The organism is Citrobacter sp. wls716 (assembly GCF_005280975.1).
GTDB classification, from domain to species: Bacteria; Pseudomonadota; Gammaproteobacteria; order Enterobacterales; family Enterobacteriaceae; genus Citrobacter; species Citrobacter youngae.
In genome coordinates this window covers 60,822-82,434 of record NZ_SZWX01000021.1, presented here as the reverse complement: position 1 = coordinate 82,434, position 21,613 = coordinate 60,822, and the positions used below count along the sequence as shown (strand labels likewise).

The following is a 21,613-nucleotide window of genomic DNA, read 5'->3' as shown; positions in this document are numbered from 1 at the left end:
TAGTTTCGTCGCGAAGTTGTACATGTCATCTTTCAGACTGCCGCGCTGGCGCAAGGTGAAAGATGTCTTGTACGAACCCCTGTAAAAAAGAGGAAAGCAATGGACGTCAGCCGCAGACAATTCTTTAAAATCTGCGCGGGCGGTATGGCGGGAACAACAGTGGCCGCACTGGGTTTTGCACCCAAAATGGCACTGGCTCAGGCGCGAAACTACAAACTGTTACGCGCAAAAGAGATCCGAAACACCTGCACATACTGTTCCGTAGGTTGCGGGCTATTAATGTATAGCCTTGGTGATGGAGCAAAAAACGCCAAAGAGTCGATTTATCATATCGAAGGGGATCCGGATCATCCGGTGAGCCGTGGGGCACTTTGTCCTAAGGGAGCAGGATTACTGGATTACGTGCACAGCGAAAGCCGTTTACGCTACCCGGAATATCGCGCTCCCGGTTCCGACAAATGGCAACGCATCAGTTGGGATGAAGCTTTCTCCCGCATCGCAAAACTGATGAAAGCAGACCGTGACGCCAACTTTATTGAGAAGAATGAGCAGGGCGTGACGGTAAACCGCTGGCTTTCAACCGGGATGCTGTGTGCATCTGCGGCGAGTAATGAAACCGGCATGCTGACGCAAAAATTCGTGCGCTCACTCGGCATGCTGGCGGTAGACAACCAGGCACGCGTCTGACACGGACCAACGGTAGCAAGTCTTGCTCCAACATTTGGTCGCGGTGCGATGACCAACCACTGGGTTGATATCAAAAATGCTAACGTCGTAATGGTGATGGGCGGTAACGCCGCTGAAGCACATCCGGTGGGATTCCGCTGGGCGATGGAAGCTAAAAACAACAATGATGCTACGCTGATTGTTGTCGATCCCCGTTTTACACGTACAGCGTCGGTGGCGGATATCTATGCGCCGATTCGCTCCGGCACGGACATTACGTTCCTTTCCGGCGTATTGCTGTATCTGATTGAAAATAACAAAATCAATGCTGAATACGTTAAGCACTACACCAACGCCAGCCTGCTGGTGCGGGATGATTTTGCTTTTGAAGACGGTTTGTTCAGCGGTTACGACGCCAAAAAACGTCAATATGATAAGTCGTCCTGGAACTACCAGTTCGATGAAAATGGCTACGCAAAACGCGATGAAACCTTAAGCCATCCCCGTTGCGTGTGGAACCTGCTCAAACAGCACGTTTCCCGTTATACGCCGGATGTGGTGGAAAACATCTGCGGTACGCCGAAAGCCGACTTCCTGAAAGTGTGTGAAGTTCTGGCCTCCACCAGTGCTGCCGATCGTACCACGACCTTCCTGTACGCGCTGGGCTGGACACAACATACCGTTGGGGCGCAGAACATCCGCACCATGGCGATGATCCAGTTGCTGCTCGGTAACATGGGGATGGCTGGTGGCGGCGTAAACGCATTACGCGGTCACTCCAACATTCAGGGCTTAACCGACTTGGGTCTGTTATCAACCAGCCTGCCCGGTTATCTGACGCTGCCGTCAGAAAAGCAGACTGATCTGCAAACCTATCTGGCCGCCAATACACCCAAAGCGACGCTGGCCTCCCAGGTGAACTACTGGGGCAACTATCCGAAGTTCTTCGTCAGTTTGATGAAATCTTTCTACGGCGATGCGGCACAGAAAGAAAACGACTGGGGCTTTGAATGGCTGCCGAAGTGGGATCAGTCCTACGACGTCATCAAATATTTCAACATGATGGATAGCGGGAAAGTTACCGGCTACATCTGTCAGGGCTTTAACCCAGTTGCGTCCTTCCCGGACAAAAACAAAGTAGTACAGAGCCTCAGCAAACTGAAGTATCTGGTGGTTATTGATCCGCTGGTCACAGAAACGTCCACATTCTGGCAAAACCACGGCGAATCCAACGATGTCGATCCGGCGTCGATTCAGACTGAAGTTTTCCGTCTGCCATCCACCTGCTTTGCAGAAGAAGACGGCTCGATTGCTAACTCTGGCCGTTGGCTGCAGTGGCACTGGAAAGGTCAGGATGCACCAGGTGAAGCGCGTAATGACGGCGAAATTCTGGCCGGTATTTACCATCGTCTGCGCGACATGTATCGCACCGAAGGCGGTAAAGCTGTAGAGCCTGTGCTGAAAATGAGCTGGAACTATAAGGTGCCGGACGAACCGCATTCCGAGGAAGTGGCCAAAGAGAACAACGGCTATGCGCTGGAAGATCTCTATGATGCGAATGGCGTGCTGGTGGCGAAAAAAGGTCAGTTGCTCAACAGCTTTGCGCTCCTGCGTGACGACGGTACAACGTCATCCTCCTGCTGGATTTATACCGGTAGCTGGACCGAGCAGGGCAACCAGATGGCTAACCGCGATAACGCCGACCCATCAGGTCTGGGTAATACGCTGGGTTGGGCATGGGCATGGCCACTGAACCGTAGAGTACTGTACAACCGCGCTTCGGCAGACCCGCAGGGTAAACCGTGGGATCCGAAACGGATGTTGATCCAGTGGAACGGTACTAAGTGGACCGGAAACGATATCCCTGACTTCAACAACGCCGCACCGGGTAGTGGCACCAATCCGTTTATCATGCAGCCGGAAGGGCTGGGGCGTCTGTTTGCTATCGATAAGCTGGCGGAAGGGCCGTTCCCGGAACACTACGAGCCGATGGAAACGCCGCTGGGTACGAACCCGCTGCACCCGAACGTGATCTCCAACCCGGCAGCGCGTCTGTACGAAGCGGATGCCTTGCGTATGGGGACGAAGCAGGACTTCCCATACGTCGGAACCACCTATCGTCTGACCGAGCATTTCCACACCTGGACCAAACACGCACTGTTAAATGCGATTGCCCAGCCAGAGCAGTTTGTGGAAATCAGCGAAACGCTGGCGTCAGCAAAAGGTATCGGCAACGGCGACTACGTGAAAGTCAGCAGCAAGCGTGGATTTATTCGCGCAGTTGCGGTGGTCACCCGTCGTCTGCAAACCCTGAACGTCAACGGTCAGAAGGTTGAAACCGTAGGGATCCCGATCCACTGGGGCTTTGAAGGAGTCGCGCGTAAAGGATTTATTGCCAACACCCTGACGCCGAACGTCGGTGATGCAAACTCGCAAACGCCGGAATACAAAGCGTTTTTAGTTAACATCGAGAAGGCGTAAGGGGGCGAATATATGTCTATGGAAACGCAGGACATCATCAAAAGGTCCGCAACAAACTCCATCACGCCGCCACCTCAGGCCCGTGATTACAAAGCCGAAGTCGCAAAGTTGATCGACGTTTCCACCTGTATAGGCTGTAAAGCCTGTCAGGTGGCCTGCTCAGAGTGGAACGATATCCGCGATGAAGTGGGTCATTGCGTCGGGGTGTATGACAACCCCGCCGATCTCAGCGCCAAGTCCTGGACGGTGATGCGGTTTACCGAAACCGAACAGAACGGCAAGCTGGAATGGTTGATTCGTAAAGACGGCTGTATGCACTGTGAAGATCCGGGCTGCCTGAAGGCATGCCCGTCTGCCGGAGCAATCATCCAGTACGCGAACGGGATTGTTGATTTCCAGTCAGAGCATTGCATTGGTTGCGGGTACTGTATTGCCGGGTGTCCATTTAATATTCCGCGCCTCAATAAAGAGGATAACCGCGTGTATAAATGTACGCTGTGTGTGGATCGCGTCAGCGTCGGGCAGGAACCTGCCTGCGTGAAGACCTGTCCGACCGGGGCAATACATTTCGGCACCAAGCAGGAAATGCTGGAAATGGGCGAGCAGCGTGTGGCAAAACTGAAAGCACGTGGTTATGAACATGCCGGTCTCTACAACCCGGAAGGTGTGGGAGGCACGCACGTCATGTACGTTCTGCATCATGCCAACCAGCCGGAGCTGTATCACGGTCTGCCGAAAGAGCCTAAGATCGATACCTCTATCAATCTGTGGAAAGGGGCTCTGAAACCGCTGGCTGCTGCCGGATTTATCGCTACCTTCGCCGGGCTGATTTACCACTACATTGGCATCGGCCCGAATAAGGAAGTGGACGACGACGAGGAGGATCATCATGAGTAAGTCGAAAATGATTGTGCGCACGAAGTTTATCGACCGCGCCTGTCACTGGACGGTGGTGATCTGCTTCTTCCTGGTGGCGCTGTCGGGGATTTCGTTCTTCTTCCCGACCCTACAATGGCTGACGCAAACCTTCGGTACGCCGCAGATGGGGCGTATTCTGCACCCCTTCTTTGGTTTGCTGATCTTCGTTGCGCTGATGTTCATGTTTGTGCGCTTTGTGCACCACAACATCCCGGATAAGAAAGACATCCCGTGGCTGAAAAACATTGTGGAAGTGCTGAAGGGCAATGAACACAAAGTGGCGGATGTGGGCAAATACAACGCCGGACAGAAAATGATGTTCTGGTCGATCATGAGCATGATTTTTGTGCTGCTGGTCACGGGCGTTATTATCTGGCGTCCATACTTTGCGCAGTATTTCCCGATGCAGGTAGTGCGTTACAGCCTGCTGATCCACGCTGCGGCGGGCATTATTCTGATGCACGCTATCCTCATTCATATGTATATGGCATTTTGGGTGAAAGGATCAATTAAAGGCATGGTTGAAGGGAAAGTGAGCCGTCGCTGGGCGAAGAAGCATCACCCGCGCTGGTATCGCGATGTTGAAAAGCTGGAAGCAAAGAAAGAGAGTGAAGAAGGGGTTAAGTAAACCTGACGCTTTCTGACAACAATGGCGCTGCGGATGTAGCGCCATTTTTTTGCCAAAAAAACGTCATGTTTCTGTCATTTGGTAAACGTAAGGTGTTGTCTTTCCAATAAGAGAAGAGTTAAAAGACAATGCATCTGGTGAAAAAACTACTCGCAGTCAGCGTGTTTCTCTGTGCGTCCGCTCAGGCGCAGAATATCCTCGAATTTCCGCAACCGGAGAATAACCCGGAAGAGTTTTATGCCGTGACTGAAATCCCGGCAGGCGGGATCATAAAATATGAAACCGACGCCAAAACCGGCTTTATCGTTGCCGATCGCTTCCAGTCAATGCCGGTTGCCTATCCGGCAAACTACGGCTCATTGACCCAGTCCCTGGCAGGTGACGGTGACCCGCTGGATGTGATTTTCTATACCCGGGCACCGCTGGCCCCGGGAACGCTGATCAAGTTGCGCGCGATTGGCGTGCTGAAGATGATTGATGGCGGGGAAAAGGACGATAAAATTGTCGCCGTGCCGGCCAGCAAAATTGACCCCACCTATGACGACATCAAAGAGTTGAGCGATTTGCCAAAGATCGAAGTGCAACGACTGGAGTCGTTTTTCCGCGTGTACAAAGAGTTGCCCGAAGGGCGTAAGAAGGTCGAATTAAACGGTTTCAACGACGCAGCTACGGCAAAGCAAGAGATCAAACAGGCCTGGGATGCCTGGAAAGAAAAACAGCCGAAACAGTAAATGAAATGCCGGATGGCGTTAGCGTATCCGGCATTCACTTTTATCACTGCGCTGCCAGCTTACGCAGGCGTGAAATATCCACGTTTTTTTTGGCCTCTGCCAGGCTCCAGGCATTTTGCAGGTTTAACCACATTTCGGGTGAACTGCCAATCACCACGGAGAGTTTAATCGCCATCTCAGGCGTTAGTGCCGCTTTCCCGGTTAATAGCCGACTTGCCGTTGAAGGTGCAATCTCCATCGCTCTGGCAAACTCGCGCAGGCTGACAGTGAGTTCGTCCAGCGCTTCCTGAATGATATCCCCTGGACGGGGATGATTTGCCATCTTCATCAATGATGTCCTCGTAGTCCAGTATGTACGCGTCGCCATTGACGAATTCAAACGTAATACGCCAGTTACCTGAAACAGAAATTGCCCATCTGCCGTCACGCTCGCCCACCAAAGGATGTAGCTGATAACCGGGCATATTGATATCTGTAACCTTGTTTGCTGCATCAATAACGGCAAGTCTATGTCGTAATCGTCGGACATGTTTTGCCATAACGCCTGATGTTCGTCCATGAAGAAACAAATCGCGCAATCCCTTGTGTCTGAAGTTCATGATCATCCGTATCATCCTTGTTCCTTCAAGAGGAACACTACCATTAATGTTCCTTTAAGCGCAACACCAGGATTGCGCTATTCAAAATTGTGCGGCGAATGCGCAGAAAGAGAAAGGGAGAAGGGGCATATCTGGAAAGCGCCATGCAAGAATTGCCGGATGGCAGGCCTACACGCGCATTTTGCTAATGTAGGCCGGATAGGCTTGCGCCATCCGGCATAGAGATTACTCCAGTTGTGAGTTCAGGCGCTCAATCTCTTTACGCCATTGCGCCTGCAACAGCGGCTTTTGATGTTTCGGCTTGCGGGCGAGATCGTCGGCCAGACGTTGCTCCAGCTCGAGGAGTTGTTCCAGCAATTCATCGCTGTCACCGCGTATTTCGGCCCTCGCTTCGACCACCGTTTGGGGAACGCTCATCTCCTCAGACGTTTCCCGAATACGATCGTTGATCGCGTCCAGATCGTGCCATTCGCTAAGTTCGCCATTATCGATAAACCAGAACCTATTACAGCTTTGGCTGATAAGCTGACGGTCATGGCTGACCAGCAGCACGCCGCCGCTGAAACTTTGTAGCGTCTGCGCCAGCGCTTCTTTACCTTCCATATCCAGATGGTTGGTTGGTTCATCGAGCATCAGCAGGCTGTAGCGCGCAAGCGTAAGCCCCACAAACAGCAGCCGGGAGCGCTCTCCGCCGCTTAATGTACTGACCCTCTGCCCATGACGAATCCACGGGAAGCCCGCGCTAATCAGCGCCATCTTGCGAACATCAGGCTGCGGAGCAAACGGTTCGAGCGCATCAAACAACGTGACGTCATCTGTGAGCTGGTGTAGCGTCTGATCGTAATACCCCAGTGTGACGCGAGAGTGCAACATCAGTGAACGCGATGCCATTTGCGACTGATATTGCTGCCAGATAAGCCGTAGCAGCGATGATTTCCCGCAACCATTGCGCCCAACAATTGCCACCCGGTCGCCACTTTTTATCCTGATCCCGGCGATGGAAAATAACGTCGCGGCGTCAGGGGCAGGTGCGACCGACAGGTTTGTCATTTCCAGCAGACGGTCGGCACGCAGGGCATCACCCTGCAATGTTAGTGTCCACTGACTTCCTGCGGTCACTTCCGTCTGAACATCCTTCAGGCGCTGCACCTGCTTTTCCATCTGCTTTGCTTTGCGGGACAAATCTTCGTTGTCATAGACACGCCCCCAGGTTGCCAGCCGTTTGCTGCTGGCGGTAACCCGGTCTATCTCTTTTTGCTCAGCCTTGTGGCGCAGAGCATCGCTGACGTCTCTTTCTGCCAGCGCCTGACGTGCCGCGCTACAGGGCAGATCAAAGGCATGGAGAGTGCGATCGCGCAGGATCCACGTTCCGTGAGTCACCGCGTCCAGCAACTGCGGGTCGTGGGAAACCACCACAAAACTGCCAGACCAGTTCTGTAAGAACTGCTCCAGCCATAGCAATGTCGGCAAATCCAGGTGGTTGCCAGGTTCGTCCAGTAGCATCAGGTCAGGATTACGCATCAGCGCCCGCGCTAATAGCAAGCGTGTGTGCTGGCCACCGCTCAACGTTTGCGCTGTCAGAGATAAATTCTCTGGCGTGAAACCCATTTTGGCAAGCAACGCTTCAACCCGCCATTGTTGAGCCGCACGCTCATGCTCAGGAAGTTGAGCGAGAACGGCTTCCTGCAGCGTAAGAGGCAGTATATCGTCAGGTAGATGTTGTTCTACACGCGCGAGATGGCAGTGATTCGCTTGCGCGATTGCTCCGCTGGTGGGCGAAATCGTGCCATCGAGCAGTTTTAACAGCGTGCTTTTGCCGCAGCCGTTGTAACCGATAAGCCCGATGCGGTCGTCTTTTTTGAGGGTAAATGAGAGATCGTCGAACAGAGTGCCGAATGCCGTATCAACGTGTAAGGATTGTGCGGTTAGTAATGTGCTCATTGTTGCTTACTCAAGAGTTACAGGCGTGAAAACGCCTCGTCAAACATCGCTGACGATAACCCGGTAAGCCCGAGAGAAGGGGATTTAGAAGTTAGCTTCGCTCAAGCAGAAGTTATCGCAGCACGATACCGATAACGCTTGAGCACTGGCGATCGCCAAAAGCATGTGAAACGATAAAACGTTCACAGTACAGCATAAGTATCCTCCTTTTATTTTTCAGAGTGTTGATCGGTAGTGAAAGTGTAATCGCAAGTTATACTTTCGCGCAAACTTTGCACGCCCGGCAGCAGTGTGCCGCCGGGCAAACCGTCAGATAGAAGTACGACGGTAGTCGCGATATTCCGCCTGCCAGAAATTCTCGTCGATTGCCTGTTGCAGCGCTTCAGCGGAGGTTTTCACCGCCACGCCTTGCTGCTGGGCCATTTTACCGACGGCAAAGGCAATTGCGCGGGAAACGGTCTGAATATCTTTCAGTTCCGGTAACACCAGTCCTTCACCGTTCAGCACCAGCGGTGAGTACTGCGCCAGCGTTTCGCTGGCCGACATCAGCATTTCATCGGTGATGCGTTTGGCGCCAGAGGCTATCACGCCAAGGCCGATACCCGGGAAGATGTACGCGTTATTACACTGGGCAATCGGGTAGATTTTATCTTTCCAGGCGACCGGGGCGAACGGGCTGCCGGTGGCAACCAGCGCGTTACCTTCGGTCCAGGCGATAATATCCTGTGGCGTGGCTTCAACGCGTGAGGTCGGGTTAGACAGCGGCATGACGATCGGACGCGGACAATGCTTGTGCATTTCGCGAATGATCTCTTCGGTAAACAGCCCCGTCTGCCCGGACACGCCGATCAGGATGTCTGGCTTGACGTTGCGAACGACATCGAGCAGTGACAGCACATCTTCCTGCGTATCCCAGTGCTGCAGATTTTCGCGTTTTTGCACCAGTTTGGTCTGGAAAGAGAGCAGGTTGGGCATTTTATCGGTTAACAGGCCGAAGCGATCGACCATGAACACGCGTTGACGCGCGGCTTCTTCGCTTAAACCTTCACGCTGGATTTGCGCGATGATCTGCTCGGCAATCCCGCAACCGGCGGAACCCGCCCCAAGGAAAACAATGTTCTGCTCGCTCAACTGGCTGCCGGCTGCACGGCTGGCCGCAATCAGCGTACCGACGGTAACCGCTGCGGTGCCCTGAATATCGTCGTTGAATGAGCAAATTTCATCGCGATAACGGGTCAGGAGCGGCATGGCGTTTTTCTGCGCGAAATCTTCAAACTGCAACAGCACGTCAGGCCAGCGATGCTTCACGGCCTGGATGAATTCATCAACAAATTCGTAGTATTCATCATCAGTAATGCGCGGATTACGCCACCCCATGTACAGCGGATCGTTCAGCAATTGCTGGTTGTTGGTCCCGACGTCAAGTACCACCGGCAGAGTGTAAGCCGGACTAATCCCGCCACACGCGGTATACAGCGACAGCTTACCGATTGGAATACCCATCCCGCCGATCCCCTGATCGCCAAGACCAAGGATGCGTTCACCGTCGGTGACAACGATGACTTTGATATTGTGGTTCGGGACGTTTTGCAGAATATCGTCCATGTTGTGACGGTTCTGATACGAGATAAACACGCCGCGGGCGCGACGATAGATCTCAGAGAAACGCTCACAGGCCGCGCCTACCGTTGGGGTGTAGATAACCGGCATCATCTCATCAAGATGATTATGCACCAGTCGATAGAACAGGGTTTCGTTGGTATCCTGGATGTTGCGCAGGTAAATATGTTTATCGATTTCGGTTTTGAATCCCTGATATTGGATCCAGGCACGTTCAGCCTGTTCTTCAATCGTCTCGACCACTTCCGGCAGTAACCCCAGCAGGTTGAAGTTACGGCGTTCTTCCACACTGAAAGCGCTCCCTTTATTCAGTAAAGGGAATTCCAGCAGTACCGGGCCAGCGTAAGGGATGTAAAGGGAACGCAGTTTTTTAGTTTCGTTTTCCATGTCACTCACTCTTTTTTGAATAACCGTCCCTGGCACTCTTTATGATCGTATAGGGCCTGTCCGCCAGGGAAACGGGCGAAGTATAAAGCATTGTGAATGGGTTAAGGGGTTTTATAAGCAAAAACACCACTGCGGTTGCAATGGTGTTTATCTCGTTAATCAGTATGTCGTGCGGGAAACTATTTGCTGTCAGCGCGGCGTTTTCTTCCGGTAGGATTGTTGACCACGCTGTATTTGTCGCCTTCGGTCACGACTTTACGTTGATTGGAGATTTTGTGGTCCAGTCCAAGAATATGACGGGCCTGACGGTTCGATTTCATTCTAACTCCTTAATCCTGTTACTGGTTTCAAGGGCGAGCCCGCGTAAGAACGGACGAAATACAACCTGACAAAAAGCCGATGAGTAAACTAACGGCTCTCTGGATGGTCGGTCATTTTATCTGAAAGGTCAATGCTTAAGCAGGAAATGCAGAACTTTCCATTATGGTCATGCATTTTCCCATGAGGCCTATACTTGTTACTCCGATGACAACACAGGAGAGCGGTAATGACTATCCATAAGAAAGGTCAGGCCCACTGGGAAGGCGACATTAAACGCGGTAAAGGGACCGTGTCGACCGAAAGTGGCGTACTTAACCAGCAACTGTATGGATTTAATACACGTTTTGAAGGCGTCAAAGGCACTAACCCTGAAGAGTTGATTGGCGCAGCACATGCTGCCTGCTTCTCGATGGCACTGTCGTTGATGCTGGGCGAAGCAGGTTTTACGCCAGATGCCATTGATACGACTGCCGATGTTTCTCTGGATAAGGTGGATGCCGGTTTTGCTATCACCAAAGTGGCGTTACACAGCCAGGTGAGCGTTCCGGGGATAGACGCCGCTACGTTTGACGGCATTATTCAGAAAGCGAAAGCCGGATGCCCGGTGTCGCAGGTTCTGAAAGCGGAAATTACGCTGGATTATCAATTGAAATCTTAGTAATGGCGTGCCGGATGCGACCACGTCTTATCCGGCACCCGAGGGTATTACTGCGCCACCCAGCCGCCATCCATATTCCACGCTACGCCGCGCACCTGCGCTGCGCCGTCTGAGCACAGAAATAGCGCCAGCTCACCCAACTGTTCCGGCGTGACAAATTCGCGTGACGGCTGCTTTTCCGCCAGCAGAGCGTCACGCGCCGCAGCGGGCTCTACACCATCAGCAATACGTTTGTCGATCTGCTGTTGGACCAGCGGGGTCAACACCCAGCCGGGACACAGTGCATTGCAGGTGATTCCCGTCTGCGCGGTTTCAAGCGCAATGGTTTTGGTTAAACCCACCACGCCATGCTTCGCTGCCACATAAGCAGATTTGTCTTTTGAGGCCACCAGACCGTGAACAGAGGCGATATTGATGATGCGTCCCCAGTTACGCGTACGCATGCCGGGAAGCGCCAGGCGCGTGGTATGAAAAACAGAAGAGAGGTTAATGGCGATAATCGCGTTCCACTTATCAACCGGAAAAGTCTCTACCGGTGAAACGTGCTGGATCCCGGCATTGTTGACCAGAATATCCACACCACCGAATTCGCTTTCGGCATAACGCATCATGTCGGCAATTTGCGCTTCATCGCTTAAGTCCGCGCCATGGTAGCCTGGCGTTTTGCCATATTGCGCAACGGCATCTTTGGCGGCATTGACATCACCAAATCCGTTGAGGATCAGCGTCGCGCCCGCCTGCGCCAGTGCCTGCGCGATGCCTAATCCGATACCGCTGGTAGAGCCGGTAACCAGGGCAACTTTTCCCGTTAAGTTCATGATGATTCTCCTTAAACAATTCCGGTGGTGTAGAAAACGCCGATCACAAACAGCACGGCCAGGCTTTTGATTACGGTGATGGCAAAAATCCCGCCGTACGCCTGACGATGGCTGAGGCCGGTAATCGCCAGCAGGGTAATGACCGCGCCGTTATGTGGCAGAGTGTCCATGCCGCCGCTTGCCATCGATGCGACGCGGTGGAAGACTTCAAGTGGAATATTGGCGGCATGGGCGGCAGCAATGAACGTATCTGACATCGCCGCGAGCGCAATACTCATCCCGCCGGATGCCGAGCCGGTGATCCCGGCAAGCGTGGTAATGCTGATCGCTTCATTGAGCAACGGATCGGGAATCGCAGCCAGCGCTTTTGACAACACCAGAAATCCCGGCAGGGCGGCGATCACTGCGCCAAAACCGTATTCTGATGCGGTATTCATTGCGGCCAGGATAGCGCCGCCAACCGCCGTTCGGCTGCCTTCCGCCAGGCGACCTTTGATATTGCGATAGCCGAACACCACCACCAGCAGGATCCCCGATATCAATGCCGCTTCTACCGCCCAAATAGCCGTAATTTTCCCCACTTCAGTGGTAATAGGTTTGGCAAGCCCCGGGAGTTCCAATTGATGCGTTGCGCCATACCACTGCGGGATCCAGCGGGTAAACAGCAGGTTAAACACACCCACCAGGATCAGCGGAGAAATAGCAATAATCGGGTTTGGCAGGTTAATGTTATCCGGCGTCTCCGGCTCGTTTAACAGCTCAGTGCCATAGCCTTCATTTTTAGCCTGCGCTTTCCGACGCTGGCGCTCGAGGTACATCAGGCCAACAAAGATAATAAAGAGCGAGCCAATCAGCCCCAGCCACGGCGCGGCCCAGGCGTTAGTCCCAAAGAAGCTGGTTGGAATGATGTTCTGGATCTGCGGCGTCCCCGGCAGGGCATCCATCGTGAAAGAGAATGCCCCCAGCGCCACGGTTGCCGGGATCAGGCGCTTCGGAATATTACTTTGACGGAACAGTTCAGCCGCGAACGGATACACCGCAAAGGCCACTACGAACAGCGACACACCGCCGTAGGTCAGGAGAGCACATACCAGCACAATCACCGGAATGGCGTGACGACGTCCGAGAATGTTGATGGCAGCAGCAACGATTGAACGGGAAAAACCGGATAACTCGATTAACTTGCCAAACACCGCTCCCAGCAGGAACACCGGGAAGTAAAGCTTTACAAAACCGACCATTTTTTCCATAAACAGACCGGTGAAGGCGGGGCCGACGGCGCTCGGTTCCGTAAGCAGAACAGCACCTAATGCCGCGATGGGGGCAAACAGGATAACGCTGTATCCGCGATAGGCTGCCAGCATCAGCAAGCCCAGCGCTGCCAGGGCGATTAATACACTCATCATGACTCCTTATTATTATAGTGGGGTACAGAAAGAGACGTTATGGCTTCAGGGCAAAGCGCAGTTGATGTTCACGGCGTTGCTGGATGTATTCCTTGCGCGAATCATCCCAGCGATAAAACCCCTGACCACTGCGCAAGCCGGTGTCGCCGTTGGCAACCTTGTCAGCAACAAGTGACATCATGTCGCTGCCGCTGGCCAGCTCCGGGAGCAGATGGCGGCAAATATCCTGCACCGTAGACAGCCCGGTCATATCTGCCGCTTCCAGCGGACCAACCATCGCATAGCGACGCCCGAGGGAGGCGCGCATCACCTGATCCACCACTTCCGCGCTGGCGATCCCGCTTTTGACGATATGTAGCGCTTCACGCAGCAGTGCGAATTGCAAACGGTTACCGACAAACCCCGGTGCGGCGCGATCGAGCACCACCGCTTCCAGTTGCATCGAGAGCAACAAACGTTGCAACTCGCTGAGATATTCCGGTTTCGTTGCTGAACCCGGCACAATTTCAACCAGCGGAATAAAGTGGGGGGGATGCCAGAAATGGGCGATCAGCAACCGTTCGGGGTGGGTGAGTTTTTCTGCCAGCGCATCCGGCGGCAGGCCACTGGTATTACTGGCGATCACCGCATCTGGGGCGATTAATGCTTCCAGTTGTGCATACAGTGCGTGTTTGAGCTCGAGTCGTTCCGGGATCGCTTCAATCAGTAATTGCGCGGTGGCGATATCCTGCAGCGAAGTCGTACCGTGCAAGCGACTCAGAACCGACGCTTTTTCCTCTGCGTGAAACTGGTCAGTCGCGATCAGCTCATCGAGAATGCTCCCGGCAACGGCGTTAATTTCAGCAATCCGGTCGCTATCGGTATCAAATAGCCAGATATTATGGCCAAAACGGGCAAAGTGAGTGGCAATGCCGACGCCCATTAAACCCGCGCCCAGGACGCTAAAGTGATTATTTTGCATGCTGTTCTCCTGTTGAACGCTCTACCGCCAGCGCAACGCCCTGACCGCCGCCTACGCACAGCGTAGCCAGCCCTTTGGTCGCGTTACTGCGCGCCATTTCATGTAACAGGGTCACCAGAATGCGGCAGCCAGAGGCGCCAATCGGATGACCCAGCGCAATCGCACCGCCGTTTACGTTCACCCGGTCGCTGTCCCAGTTCAGGGATTCGCCAACCGCCAGCGCCTGTGCGGCGAAGGCTTCGTTGGCTTCAATGAGATCGACATCATTCAACGTCCAGCCCGCTCGCTTCAGGCACTGGAGTGACGCCTCTACCGGCCCAATGCCCATAATGGCCGGGTCGACACCGGAAACGGCGTAACCCGCCACCCGGGCAAGAACCGGCAGCTTAAGTTCTGTTGCTTTGGCGGCGCTCATCAGCATCACCGCCGCCGCGCCGTCGTTGATTGATGAGGCGTTCCCGGCGGTCACTGTGCCATTACCAGGACGAAAAGCCGGTTTCAGTTGTGCCAGTTTCTCCGCCTGAGTATCCGGGCGCGATTGTTCATCACGCTCAACCAAACGTGGTGGTTTTTTCCCTTGTGGAACGCTGACCGGCGTGATTTCTGCATTGAATCGACCGGCTTCAATTGCCGCCGCGGCTTTCTGCTGAGACTGCAGCGCAAAGGCATCCTGCTGCTCGCGACTGATAACGAATTTATCCGCCAGATTTTCCGCAGTAATACCCATGTGGTAGTCGTTAAACGCATCCCACAACCCGTCGTGTACCACGCTGTCTTTCAGACTGGCATGCCCCAGACGCAGACCCGAGCGTGCGCCGTCGAGAAAATAGGGCGCATTGCTCATGCTTTCCTGGCCTCCGGCAATGATGATGTCCGCATCACCGCAGCGGATAGCCTGCACCGCCTGTTGCACCGCTTTCAGACCTGAACCACATACCAGATTGATGGTTAGCGCAGGGACCGTCACCGGCAAGCCAGCCCGTAATGCTGTCTGTCTGGCCGGATTCTGGCCGCTGCCCGCCGTCAGAACCTGCCCCAGGATCACCTCGTCAATTTGCTCCGGCGCGACGGTGGTTTTTTCCAACAGAGAGCGGATCACCACTGCCCCCAGTTCCACGGCACTGAGCGGTGCCAGCGCCCCGTGGAAACTGCCAATGGGTGTACGCGTTGCGGCGACAATCACAACATCCTGCATGGTCAGCTCCTCAGCTAAATTGCATTTCGGGGACGTTTTCGGGAACGATCAGCTTGCCGACTGTTCTGGCGACAATCTCATCCACGCTGATGCCCGGCGCACGTTCGCGCAGAATGAACGCGCCATCGGCGATCTCCAGCAACGCCAGGTCGGTAAGCACGCGTTTAATGCAGGCCACGCCGGTTAATGGCAGGGTGCAGGCGGGGAGCAGCTTGGACTCACCGTTTTTGGACGCATGCGTCATCACCACAATGATGTTTTCAGCCCCGGCCACCAGGTCCATCGCGCCACCCATGCCTTTCACCATTTTTCCGGGGATCATCCATGAGGCGATATTGCCGTTAACATCCACTTCAAACGCGCCGAGCACCGTCAGGTCAACGTGACCGCCGCGGATCATGGCGAAAGATTGCGCCGAGTCGAAGATCGCCGCGCCTTTGCGCGCCGTCACGGTCTGTTTACCGGCGTTGATCATGTCAGCATCAATTTCGTCTTCGATCGGAAACGGGCCCATCCCCAGCAGACCGTTCTCCGACTGGAGCATCACGTCCATCCCATCGGGAATATAATTGGCCACTAAAGTTGGAATACCGATCCCAAGGTTGACGTAATAACCGTCGCGCAGTTCCCGGGCGACACGCATCGCCATTTGTTCACGTGTTAACATGTCAGGCTCCTTTCTGGCGCAGGGTGCGTTGTTCAATGCGTTTTTCAAACTGCCCCTGAATGATGCGGTTTACGAAAATTCCCGGGGTATGAATTGCGGCGGGGTCCAGCTCGCCGGGAGGGACAATTTCTTCGACTTCCACGACGGTAATACGCCCGGCGGCGGCCATCAGTGGATTAAAATTCTGTGCGGTGTGGCGATAAATAACGTTGCCGTACCAGTCGGCTTTCCAGCCTTTGACCAGCGCAAAATCACCGGTAATCGCCTGTTCCATAATGTAAGGACGGCCGTCAAATTCACGTACCTCTTTGCCTTCGGCAACGGGTGTACCGTATCCTGTGGCGGTGAAAAACGCCGGGATCCCTGCGCCGCCGGCACGTAACTGCTCAGCCAGCGTGCCCTGTGGGGTCAGAATGGCTTCCAGTTCACCGCTCAGTACCTGCTTTTCAAACAGCGCATTTTCGCCAACATAGGACGCTACCACTTTACGTACCTGACGTGTTTCCAGCAGCACACCGAGGCCAAAACCATCCACGCCGCAGTTGTTTGAAACGACGGTCAGTCCCTGAACCTCCCGACGGCGTACTTCGGCAATCAGGTTTTCAGGAATACCGCATAAGCCAAAACCGCCCGCCAGCAGCGTCATATTGTCGGTCAGCCCTGCCAGCGCCTCTTGATACGTGGCGACACGTTTATCCAGTCCAGCCATACACTTGTCCCTCCAGTTGTCCTTGCCGACATCATTGGGGGTGAAAAATGATTTGTTAATTTTAAATTTGTGACTCACTCATTGGGTTTTTTTATCAATTTAATGTTAATTAAAGGTATTCAATAGGTTAAAGGAATGCGAAATGGGAATGAGCATCAAACAGTTACGCGCGTTTTTAGCGGTAGCTCACACTCTGAATTTTGCTCATGCCAGTGAAAGACTGAATATGTCGCAGCCCGCATTAAGCCTGGCGATTAAAGGACTTGAGGACTCGCTGGGCGGGGCGTTACTGTTGAGAACCACCCGCAAAGTGACCCTGACGCAGGAAGGAGAAACGCTGCTGAATATGGGGCGACAACTGCTGGCGGACTGGGAGAATACGGAAGAAGCAATGCGCCAGCGCTTTACACTGCAACGCGGTAAAATCTCCATTGCTGCCATGCCTTCGTTTGCGGCTAACGTCCTGCCACAGGTACTGAAAACCTTTCGGGATTGCTATTCCGGTATTAACGTGACGGTTCACGATGTGATCAACGAACAGGTCATTGAAATGGTGAGTGAAGGGCGGGTGGAGATGGGGATCGCCTTCGAGCCTGATTATTCAGGGCAACTGCACTTCACGCCGCTCGGTGTCGATCGTTTTGTGGCGATCGTCCCGCCAACATCCAGGCTGGCGGGGCGAGAGCGTATTGCGTGGCGCGAACTGCTGACGCTGGATTTTATTACGCTGCAACGCCCATCTGCCGTGCGCCTGATGCTGGAAGAACAACTGGTGCAAAGCGGACATACGCTGGACGTGGCGCTGGAAAGCCATCAACTGGTGACCGTTGGCCGTATGGTGGCAAACGGATTAGGCGGCAGCGCAGTTCCCGCACTGTGTCGAACACAAATGACGGAACTTGGCGCAACCTGTATAGAGCTTGACGGTCCCGTGATCCAGCGGCGGATCGGCGTGCTGCGTTCGGCACACCATAAATTATCAACCGCGTCGGGAATGCTGGTGGACGCGCTGAAAAAGGCGTATCTCGCCTGAAAATGCGCAGTCAGAAGATGTCAATGGCCCGCCAACAACGAACTTCGCGTCCGGTTTCATTTTTCAGTAATGTCTGTTTTTTTTCACATCCGTGGGTTGCCAGCGGGCATCTGTCGCGGAAAAAACAGCCTTGCGGTAGCGTCCTGTTGCCGGGGAGTTCGGTTTTACGCAGGACCAGGTCTTCAGCCAGCGGCGTACCCGTTTTAGGCACCGAATCCAGCAACAGACGGGTGTAAGGATGCGCCGGATGCGAGAGAACCTGTTGCGCATCGCCCAGCTCAACAATTTGCCCAAGGTACATCACCGCCACGCGGTCGCTCATATGCCGCACGACCGATACGTTATGCGATATCAGCACAAAAGTCAGATTCCGGCGTGCCTGCAATGCAACCAGCAGATTGAGGATTTGCGCCTGTACCGAAATATCCAGTGCCGACGTCGGCTCATCAAGGACGATCACATCCGGCTCCGATGACAGCGCGCGGGCGATGGCAATACGCTGACGCTGTCCGCCAGAAAAGGCATGCGGCAGGCGATCGAGGTATTCCGGACGAATCCCTACCTGGTGAGCCAAATCCTCGGCCAGGGCGCGGCGTTCGCGTTCAGGGCTACGCTTTTGGATCCATACCGGTTCAGTGATTATTCGCCATACCGGCAAGCGCGGATCCAGGGATGAAAGCGGGTCCTGAAAGACCATTTGCATACCGTTGTGTTGCTTGCCACCGCCGCAAGAATAGTGCCCCTGGCTCGGTTTGAGCATCCCCATCAGCAGTTGTGCCAGCGTACTTTTACCGCAGCCGGATTCGCCAACAATCCCCAGCGTTTCCCCCTGGCGGATTTGTAAATCCAGACCGTTGAGTGCATGCACCCGCTCTGTTACTTTGCCGAGCCAGTTTTTTCGCGCGGGGAAGTTAATATGAACATCCTGCAGGTCCAGTAAAATATCAGACATGTGTCGTCTCCAGTTGTGGGTACCAGCAGGCGGATTGTTGATCCGCACCGCCCTGGCTGCATAAATCAGGTGTTTCTTCACAGCGAGGCCCCGCGGCAAAGCAGCGATCGCGGAACGCACATCCGACGGGTAAACAGGTTAAATTCGGTACGGTACCCGGAATCGCGGGGAGCAAAGCACGCGGTTCACCGTGCTCAGGCGCACACTTCAGGAGGCCAATAGAGTAGGGATGTGTGGGGTGCTGAATAACGGTTTGCGTCGGGCCGCTTTCAATCACGCTCCCGGCATACATAACGTATAACCGGTCACACAATTGCGAGACGACGGCCATATCATGGCTGATAAACAACACGGCGGTACCGCTGGCCCGCGCTTTACGCTTCAGTAAGCGCAGCACCTGAAGCTGTACCGTGACATCCAGCGCGGTGGTGGGTTCATCGGCAATGATCAGGTCTGGCTCACAGGAAAACGCGAGCGCAATCATCACGCGCTGACGCATCCCCCCAGAAAGCTCAAACGGGAAGCGGGACATTACTTCCGGGGCATCCGGGATTTGCATTTCTTCCAGTAACGCAATGGCTTTCTGCCGGGCATCCGTGCGGCTCAATGCCTGATGGTGACGGATGACCTCCACCATTTGCTGGCCGATTCGTCGTGTTGGATTCAACGCCGTCATCGGCTCCTGGAAAATCATCGCCACGCGCTGGCCGCGCCACTGGCGCATTTGTTTTTCGCTGGCAGTTAAAACATCTTCACCCAACAGCGTAACGCGCCCCTGATGGATACGATAGCTTCCTTCGGGTAACAGACGCATGGCGAGCATGGCCGTGACGGATTTCCCTGAGCCAGACTCACCAACCACGCCGACAATTTCACCCCGGTTGATATGCAGCGACACATGATTCAGCGCATGCACATCCGCTTTATAACCGGGGAAGCTCAGATGTAAATTCTCGATCTCCAGGACAGGTTGTGTCATGACTGTTTTCCTCCGGCTTTCGGATCCAGCAGATCGCGAATACCATCACCAAAGAGATTAAAGCCCACGGCGGTAATCAGAATGGCGGCACCAGGAAATGCGCAATACCACCACTGGTCAAGCACGTAGTTTCTACCAATCGCCACCATTGCGCCCCATTCAGCGCTGGGTTGTTGGGCGCCGAGGCCAATAAATCCGAGCGTGGCGGCCATCAGGATCGCACTGCCAATATCCAGTGATGCCTGCACAATCAGCGGGGGAAGTGAATTGCGTAAAATATGCCAGCTGATCAGATGCCAGCGTGATGCGCCATAGGTTCGCGCGGCCTGTACATAAGTAAACTGACGAACGACCAACGTTTGACCGCGGGCGAGGCGTACATAGAAAGGAATACGCACAATCGCAATCGCCAGCATGGCGTTGAACAGGCTTGGCCCTAATGCAGCGGCCAGTGCCATTGTCAGTACCAGCGAAGGAATGGACAGCATAACATCCATCATACGCATGATGATCGCATCGGCACGTCCGCCCATCACGCCAGACAGGCATCCCAACAGCGAGCCCAGCCCGCCAGCGATACCCACCACCACCAGACCGGCGACAATTGACTGCTGACTTCCGACCAGGACGCGGCTGAACAGATCACGACCCACTTCATCGGTGCCAAACCAGTGGCTGGCCGACGGTGGCAACAGGCGAGCGGTCAGATCGATGGCGTTAGGATCGTAAGGGGTGATCCACGGAGAGAGCACCATTAACAGTAGCATCAGTACAATAATGACGCCGCCAATCAGCGTCAGCGGGCTGCTTTTCATCATCCAGAACAATTTGGCCCAGTCCGTGCGACGGCGGGCGGTCTGCGGGGCCGCTGGCGTTTCTTGTGTGAGCATCATTGTGCGCCTCCACGTCCAATTCGAGGATCTACCCACAGATAGAGCAAATCCACCACCAGGTTAACCAGCACATAGGCGAAGGAGACCACCACGGCAAATCCCATCACGGCCGGGAAATCAAGCGCCTGAATAGAGGTCACAACCCAGGCGCCCATGCCCGGCCAGGCAAAGACCGTTTCGGTCAGTACCGCGCCATAGAGCAGATCGCCCAGGGCCAGACCCAGCACGGTTATTGACGGAATCAACGCATTCGGCAGTGCATAACACAAAATGATGTACCAACCCGGTAAACCACTGGCACGCGCGGTGCGGATATAATCTTCGCCCAGTTGTTCCAGCATGGCGGAGCGAATCTGTCGGGCAACGATCCCTAAGTGCACAAAGGCCAGCGTTAGCGACGGCAGGATCAGGTGCTGAAGCGCATTGAAAAAGACTTCGGCGTTGCCTTCCAGTAGCGCATCAACCAGATAGAAACCGGTGACGTGCGTGGGGGGATCGAGCCAGTCATCAAGCCGTCCGCCGCCGGGTAAAATCTGCAAATGGCCATAAAACAGCACGATAACGCCGAGGCCCAACCAGAATGCCGGGGTCGAAATACCGGTGATCGCCATCAGGCGGACGAGGTGGTCGAGCCAACGGTTGCGCCAGACAGCAGACAGAATACCCAGCGGGATACCGATGATCAGCGCCAGCAGCAGAGAGCAGAAGGCCAATTCAAGAGTGGCAGGGAAGAATACGCGCAGTTCATCCAGCACCGGACGGCCGGTGCGAATGGATGTGCCTAAATCACCCTGAAAAATATCGCTGACGTAACGGAAAAACTGAATATACAGCGGCTGATTCAGTCCCAGCTGTTGGCGAATATTTTCGACAATTTCATCACTGGCGCGATCGCCGGCCAGCAGTCGTGCAGGGTCGCCCGGGATCAGGTGTGAAATAATAAAAGTGATTACACAGACACCGGCAACCACCAGGATAAGTCCCCAGCATCGCTGGCGTAAAATGCTCCAGAAGGTCATTGGCTTCCCCTTGCGGAGCCAAATCGGCTCC

General features: G+C 54.3%; 20 protein-coding genes and 1 pseudogene. 6 read left to right on the top strand and 15 right to left on the bottom strand.

Annotated elements, in window-relative coordinates:
* Nucleotides 1-99 precede the first annotated feature (99 nt).
* The 4 genes from fdnG to FDX24_RS03025 all read left to right on the top strand — a co-directional run bounded on the left by fdnG (nt 100) and on the right by FDX24_RS03025 (nt 5,424).
* Nucleotides 100-3,147: a formate dehydrogenase-N subunit alpha gene (gene fdnG / locus FDX24_RS03040; protein WP_105242173.1), complete on the top strand. Its 3,048-nt coding sequence runs from the start codon at nt 100-102 to the stop codon at nt 3,145-3,147.
* Between the two features lie 12 nt (nt 3,148-3,159).
* Nucleotides 3,160-4,044 (top strand): formate dehydrogenase N subunit beta, encoded by an 885-nt coding sequence (fdnH, locus tag FDX24_RS03035; protein ID WP_048211646.1) that lies wholly within the window; start codon nt 3,160-3,162, stop codon nt 4,042-4,044.
* Nucleotides 4,037-4,693 carry a formate dehydrogenase-N subunit gamma gene (gene fdnI, locus FDX24_RS03030; RefSeq protein WP_048211647.1) on the top strand — a complete coding sequence of 219 codons (657 nt, stop codon included), beginning with the start codon at nt 4,037-4,039 and terminating at the stop codon, nt 4,691-4,693. The genes fdnH and fdnI overlap by 8 nt, the downstream gene beginning before the upstream one ends.
* Before the next feature lie 128 nt (nt 4,694-4,821).
* Nucleotides 4,822-5,424 (top strand): inorganic diphosphatase, encoded by a 603-nt coding sequence (locus tag FDX24_RS03025; protein WP_061067907.1) that lies wholly within the window; start codon nt 4,822-4,824, stop codon nt 5,422-5,424.
* A gap of 43 nt (nt 5,425-5,467) precedes the next feature.
* Here the strand turns inward: FDX24_RS03025 and FDX24_RS03020 are convergent, their stop codons facing one another.
* The 5 genes and pseudogenes from FDX24_RS03020 to sra form a co-directional block, all read right to left on the bottom strand.
* A complete protein-coding gene (locus FDX24_RS03020) occupies nt 5,468-5,752 on the bottom strand; it encodes a HigA family addiction module antitoxin (RefSeq protein WP_048211649.1) in 285 nt (94 codons plus the stop codon).
* A 7-nt stretch (nt 5,753-5,759) separates the two neighbouring features.
* Nucleotides 5,760-6,029, bottom strand: a pseudogene (locus tag FDX24_RS03015) (type II toxin-antitoxin system RelE/ParE family toxin); the annotation flags it as partial.
* 219 nt (nt 6,030-6,248) lie between these two features.
* Nucleotides 6,249-7,964 carry an ABC-F family ATP-binding cassette domain-containing protein gene (locus FDX24_RS03010; RefSeq protein ID WP_137363814.1) on the bottom strand — a complete coding sequence of 572 codons (1,716 nt, stop codon included), beginning with the start codon at nt 7,962-7,964 and terminating at the stop codon, nt 6,249-6,251.
* A 309-nt stretch (nt 7,965-8,273) separates the two neighbouring features.
* Entirely contained in the window at nt 8,274-9,971 is a 1,698-nt protein-coding gene (maeA, locus tag FDX24_RS03005) for a malate dehydrogenase (protein WP_137363813.1), read from the bottom strand.
* Between the two features lie 179 nt (nt 9,972-10,150).
* Entirely contained in the window at nt 10,151-10,291 is a 141-nt protein-coding gene (gene sra / locus FDX24_RS03000; protein ID WP_137363812.1) for a stationary-phase-induced ribosome-associated protein, read from the bottom strand.
* Nucleotides 10,292-10,518: 227 nt separating this feature from the next.
* On the opposite strand from sra, the gene FDX24_RS02995 reads away from it, so the two are divergent.
* Nucleotides 10,519-10,950, top strand: a complete 432-nt coding sequence (locus tag FDX24_RS02995) for an OsmC family protein (RefSeq protein ID WP_137363811.1) — start codon at nt 10,519-10,521, stop codon at nt 10,948-10,950.
* 47 nt (nt 10,951-10,997) lie between these two features.
* Here the strand turns inward: FDX24_RS02995 and FDX24_RS02990 are convergent, their stop codons facing one another.
* From FDX24_RS02990 to FDX24_RS02965, 6 genes are read right to left on the bottom strand one after another with little or no spacing between them, the layout of a single operon-like run.
* Entirely contained in the window at nt 10,998-11,768 is a 771-nt protein-coding gene (locus tag FDX24_RS02990; RefSeq protein WP_137363810.1) for a 3-hydroxybutyrate dehydrogenase, read from the bottom strand.
* 11 nt (nt 11,769-11,779) lie between these two features.
* Nucleotides 11,780-13,174: a GntP family permease gene (locus tag FDX24_RS02985; RefSeq protein WP_197081310.1), complete on the bottom strand. Its 1,395-nt coding sequence runs from the start codon at nt 13,172-13,174 to the stop codon at nt 11,780-11,782.
* A gap of 37 nt (nt 13,175-13,211) precedes the next feature.
* A complete protein-coding gene (locus FDX24_RS02980) occupies nt 13,212-14,135 on the bottom strand; it encodes a 3-hydroxyacyl-CoA dehydrogenase family protein (RefSeq protein WP_137363809.1) in 924 nt (307 codons plus the stop codon).
* On the bottom strand, nt 14,125-15,330 hold the full coding sequence (locus FDX24_RS02975) for an acetyl-CoA C-acetyltransferase (RefSeq protein ID WP_137363808.1): 1,206 nt from the start codon (nt 15,328-15,330) through the stop codon (nt 14,125-14,127). Before FDX24_RS02975 ends, FDX24_RS02980 begins: the two co-directional genes overlap by 11 nt.
* A gap of 10 nt (nt 15,331-15,340) precedes the next feature.
* The gene (locus FDX24_RS02970) at nt 15,341-15,997 is read right to left on the bottom strand and encodes a CoA transferase subunit B (protein WP_137363807.1); all 657 of its coding nucleotides are present in this window, start codon (nt 15,995-15,997) and stop codon (nt 15,341-15,343) included.
* 1 nt (nt 15,998) lies between these two features.
* Nucleotides 15,999-16,706 (bottom strand): CoA transferase subunit A, encoded by a 708-nt coding sequence (locus tag FDX24_RS02965; RefSeq protein ID WP_048211658.1) that lies wholly within the window; start codon nt 16,704-16,706, stop codon nt 15,999-16,001.
* Between the two features lie 142 nt (nt 16,707-16,848).
* On the opposite strand from FDX24_RS02965, the gene FDX24_RS02960 reads away from it, so the two are divergent.
* Nucleotides 16,849-17,739, top strand: a complete 891-nt coding sequence (locus tag FDX24_RS02960; RefSeq protein WP_061067901.1) for a LysR family transcriptional regulator — start codon at nt 16,849-16,851, stop codon at nt 17,737-17,739.
* 10 nt (nt 17,740-17,749) lie between these two features.
* Here FDX24_RS02960 and FDX24_RS02955 read toward each other — a convergent pair whose 3' ends face one another.
* Genes FDX24_RS02955 through FDX24_RS02940 form a run of 4 tightly spaced genes read right to left on the bottom strand, consistent with a single transcriptional unit; the run spans nt 17,750 to nt 21,582 of the window.
* Nucleotides 17,750-18,691, bottom strand: a complete 942-nt coding sequence (locus FDX24_RS02955) for an ABC transporter ATP-binding protein (protein ID WP_137363806.1) — start codon at nt 18,689-18,691, stop codon at nt 17,750-17,752.
* Nucleotides 18,684-19,670, bottom strand: a complete 987-nt coding sequence (locus FDX24_RS02950) for an ABC transporter ATP-binding protein (RefSeq protein ID WP_048211661.1) — start codon at nt 19,668-19,670, stop codon at nt 18,684-18,686. Before FDX24_RS02950 ends, FDX24_RS02955 begins: the two co-directional genes overlap by 8 nt.
* Nucleotides 19,667-20,563, bottom strand: a complete 897-nt coding sequence (ddpC, locus tag FDX24_RS02945; RefSeq protein WP_137363805.1) for a D,D-dipeptide ABC transporter permease — start codon at nt 20,561-20,563, stop codon at nt 19,667-19,669. The genes FDX24_RS02950 and ddpC overlap by 4 nt, the downstream gene beginning before the upstream one ends.
* Nucleotides 20,560-21,582, bottom strand: coding sequence for an ABC transporter permease (locus FDX24_RS02940; RefSeq protein ID WP_061067898.1), 1,023 nt, complete (start codon nt 21,580-21,582; stop codon nt 20,560-20,562). The genes ddpC and FDX24_RS02940 overlap by 4 nt, the downstream gene beginning before the upstream one ends.
* Between the last annotated feature and the right edge of the window lie 31 nt (nt 21,583-21,613).